Genomic DNA, 3,463 nt, shown 5'->3' on the forward strand with positions numbered 1-3,463 from the left:
TTCTTTAAAAGAAGAAGCTACAAAATATGTTGTCAAGACGTCAGAAAGTTTTTCTTGAGCGATTTCGTCCATGACAGCATAAATTTCAGGATAAGTTAGCTTTTTTCCTAATAGTTTTTTCTGAATAGCTTCTATCGCTAATAATTTTTCTTTATCATCATTCATATTGAATGTAAATTTCAGTAAACTTTTTCTGATATTCTTTTAATTTTAGAACGAGCGATGTTAATAAATATATTTCTTTTAAATTAAATAACCAGGATAAAAATAAGTATAGTACAAAATGAATTAAGGCGACTGTTGAAAGAAGAAAAAATACATTAATTGTCCGACTGGTATCAAATATTAGTCCATCTAAGAATTTCATGGAAAAATAGCTGATAAATGCTGCTAAGAAGGCAGAAAAAAACATTTTACCAATTTCAACAAAAATACTTTTTAAACCTAAACCATGAAGGCGCAAAGAAATAATAATAAAAAGAAGTGAGGAATTAATAATCATACTGGCAGAAAATGACAAAGCTAAAGACCAGACTGGCAAGTGAAAAATAAAAATTGACAATAAACTTAATAAAGTATTAATTAAAATTGAAAAAATACTAACATAAAACGGAGTACGACTATCTTGCATGCTGTAAAAACAGCGGGTTAAAAAATAATAACTGCCATGAAAAGGTAAAGATATTGAAAAATAAGAAAGAGTAACAGCGGTTGAAACGGTTGCTTCCCAGTCAAATTTTTGGCCACCAAAAAATAAACGGACTAGAGGCGTTCGGGCAAAAATAAAAAAGAAAGCAATTGGAATTGTTAAATAAAACAAATTAAGTAAAGAATCAAAAATAATTTTTTTAAATTCCTCAATTTTTTTTTCTTGAAACATTTCTGTCAGATAAGGGAGAGAGGCTTGTCCAAAAGCAATTCCAATCACAGATACCGGTAGTAACTGAAGATGTTGAGCTAAATAAAAAACCGTGTAAGCACCGGATCCTAAAAAGGTAGTTAGCGTTAGGTCGATGGTTGCGTCAATTTGAGCGACGATCACGGTAAAAGCTCTAGGTATAACCATTTTGATAAATTCTGTTAACCCTTTGGTTTTTTTCAAGATGAATTGATAGTTAAAGTCAGAGTTAAAAAAAAGAGGTATTTGAATAACGAAAAGAAAAAATGCCCCGATCACTACACCCCAAATTGGAGCTAAGAGGAACAAGGTAGGGTAAAGAAATACTGTTGTTAAAATAATGGCTAAATTGTAAACAATTGGAGCCAAAGCGGATAGAAAAAACGTTTTATTGGCTTGACCGATACCGGTTAAAAAGTTACCGAGAACAAAAAATGGTAGTTGGCCTAAAAGAAGTAATCTTGAAAGACCGATTATTTTTTCCATTTTAACAAGATCATATCCTGGTGTTAAGGCTGGGATGATTTGGTTGAGAAAAAGCGAAATAATAACAACAAGAATAGTTAATAAAATGAAGATTAAATTGATGATTGAAGAAATATTTTCTGAAAGTTCCTTTTTATTAGCTTTATATTTGAGATATATTGGAATAAAGGTTGATGTTAATGCACCGGTTATTAGGATTTCAAAAATAATATCAGGAATACGGAATGAAGCAAAAAAAATATCAAGCTCTTCTTTGTTAAAATAGCCGGCAAGAATACGATAGCGTAAAAATCCGAAAAGACTTGTCAAAACAATCATAAACGATAATAAAACAGCTGAAGAAAAAATGCTTTTTTGTTTGGCAAATATGAAGTCCTGAGTTTTCTTTAATAGTTTTTCCATTGTTCATATTATAACTTAAATTTGACTATTGATTTTGTTGATTTTCAGGATTATCATGAGTATATGAAGAATGATAAAAAAAACATTGGCAGTGATTTAGTAACCAAAAAGTATCTGGATCAAAAATTAGATCTAACAAAAAAGTATTTAGATGTTAAATTAGATGAAACAAAAAAGTATGTAGATGATAAATTTATTAAAAACACAGCTAAAATAATTGGATACGTAGACATGAAATTTGATATTGTTGATGATAAATTTGAAAAAATAAATAAAAAACTCGAAATGCTTGATAGCATCTTGAAAACTCTTGATTGGTTAGCTAAGGATTATAGGGATTTAAAAGATGAAAATACTGTCCAAACAGAACAATATCGAAGGCTTGATGGTCGAGTGACTATTTTAGAAAAAAGAGTTTTTGCTTCATAAATTAAACATTCATCCAAAAAATTACGAGAAACAATTAGAAAATCTTTTAAAATAACTTTGTCTTATCACAGGATCTCTCGATTGTTGCTTGATAAAAAATATTAAGCTACGATTAATTTTTTTGTTCCCAACAAAGCACTTATACCTAATACGGCCGCAGCTGCTACCAACATGCTATTAACCCAATTTAAACTTTGTTCAGGTAAAGAAAAATTCTGTGCTGGTTTTCTTTTGACAACTACACCTCTTGAATAATCATATCCACCTACAGATTCAACCCTATAACCTTCACCTCGACAATTTTCATCTATGAAAGCAACAGCTTCTGCATATGATAGTACTTTATTGCCAACAACAACACTAGGGTGGGTAGGCATGTCAATCCCCAGGGAAGGCCAAATTTCTACTCTGGTATCCGATACGTTCCCTCCCGCCAAGGCTGAGTCAGAATACATTCTGGCAAGTGCATCAAAATGTTCACCGCAAGGATCAGCTTTCGGAGCACCTCCACAAGCTATTCCAGCAAAAAACAAAGTGAGGGTGGCAACAACTCCCCTCGCAGCTTTTGCCCGTAATCCTACTTTATGTTCAGCCATTAATTTTTTTAAAATTATAACTATAGAGTATTCTACTACTACTACTACTTTTCAACAGTATTTTTGGTAAATTTCTTGTCACATTGAACTAAAGTGATAATTTGATTAATGCTTCAATCTATCAATAGATTAAAGTATTCGTGGATAAGTAGATTATTTAAAGACGTATATTGAGAAAAAAACGTTGTTTTGACAGACCAAATTACAATTTTTGTAGGTTATAAGCGGTTGACAAAAAAGGTTTATAAAGTTATAAAGTTTTTAGAGTTCATAAAGAACAAAAAATCAAACATTGTTAATTTGTGAAAATATATATGACGAGGATATCTAAAAAACCAGTTAACGAGAAGTTATTGTCAAAAATCTATAAACTCTTTTACGAAGTTTTTTCTAGATATGAAGGGCAAGAAGACTTTTTTTCAATAATTGACGACATTCTTTCTCCTACCGAAAAAATAATGCTGTCAAAAAGATTAGCAATGATTTATTTGCTTATAAAAAAAGTTGATTATCGAGATATTACCGAAACTTTAAAAGTATCATCCGCCACCGTGACATTTTACTCATCGATGTTTTATAAAAAGGATTCAAAAGTCGTAAACATAATAAGTAATATGCTAAAAAAAGAGAAGGTGCTGTATTATTTGGACGA

The 3,463-nt window shown here is 30.6% G+C and carries 5 protein-coding genes; 2 read left to right on the plus strand and 3 right to left on the minus strand.

What is annotated here, in order from left to right; all coding sequences use genetic code 25:
* A partial coding sequence (locus GW846_06410; GenBank protein ID NDK10377.1) for a hypothetical protein occupies nt 1-165 on the minus strand: 165 nt, incomplete at its 3' end.
* Complete coding sequence (gene murJ / locus GW846_06415) at nt 152-1,786, minus strand: murein biosynthesis integral membrane protein MurJ (GenBank protein NDK10378.1); 1,635 nt, start codon at nt 1,784-1,786, stop codon at nt 152-154. The genes GW846_06410 and murJ, both read right to left, overlap by 14 nt.
* 63 nt (nt 1,787-1,849) lie before the next feature.
* Here murJ and GW846_06420 point away from each other — a divergent pair, with 63 nt between their 5' ends.
* Nucleotides 1,850-2,215: a hypothetical protein gene (locus GW846_06420; protein NDK10379.1), complete on the plus strand. Its 366-nt coding sequence runs from the start codon at nt 1,850-1,852 to the stop codon at nt 2,213-2,215.
* Between the two features lie 101 nt (nt 2,216-2,316).
* Here GW846_06420 and GW846_06425 read toward each other — a convergent pair whose 3' ends face one another.
* The gene (locus GW846_06425; protein ID NDK10380.1) at nt 2,317-2,895 is read right to left on the minus strand and encodes a hypothetical protein; all 579 of its coding nucleotides are present in this window, start codon (nt 2,893-2,895) and stop codon (nt 2,317-2,319) included.
* 230 nt (nt 2,896-3,125) lie between these two features.
* On the opposite strand from GW846_06425, the gene GW846_06430 reads away from it, so the two are divergent.
* Nucleotides 3,126-3,463 (plus strand): hypothetical protein (locus GW846_06430; protein ID NDK10381.1); only part of this gene is annotated, 338 nt, incomplete at its 3' end.

It is taken from the genome of Candidatus Gracilibacteria bacterium (assembly GCA_010119145.1).
GTDB lineage: Bacteria > Patescibacteriota > Gracilibacteria > BD1-5 > UBA6164 > JAACSU01.